Consider the following 397-nt stretch of genomic DNA (forward strand, 5'->3'; position numbering starts at 1 on the left):
ATATCCTGCAACTGCCCCTGCGGCTTCTCTTCCAGACAACGGCGCAGCCACGCCATATCAGCCGGATCGTAAAACAGCATCGCTTCCGCGGGCAGGCCATCACGCCCGGCGCGTCCGGTTTCCTGATAATAGGATTCGATATTGCGCGGAATATCAAAGTGGACCACGAAGCGAACGTTTGGTTTATTGATGCCCATGCCGAACGCCACCGTCGCCACCACAATTTGCAGGTCATCGCGCTGGAATTTTTCCTGCACATCGGCGCGAACATTATTTTCCAGCCCGGCATGATAGGCCGCCGCGCTAATTCCCTTGCTTTGCCGGCGCGCAGCGGTGTCTTCTACTTTCGCGCGGCTGTTGCAGTAGATAATGCCTGACTTACCGCGCTGTTCCTGCA

At 56.7% G+C, this 397-nt stretch carries 1 protein-coding gene; it reads right to left on the minus strand.

Features of this window, described 5'->3' with window-relative positions; all coding sequences use genetic code 11:
• On the minus strand, nucleotides 1–397 hold a 397-nt coding region (locus KSP9073_RS17380; protein ID WP_114403766.1), incomplete at both ends, for a RecQ family ATP-dependent DNA helicase.

This window comes from Kushneria phyllosphaerae (genome assembly GCF_900312995.1).
Classification (GTDB): Bacteria; Pseudomonadota; Gammaproteobacteria; order Pseudomonadales; family Halomonadaceae; genus Kushneria; species Kushneria phyllosphaerae.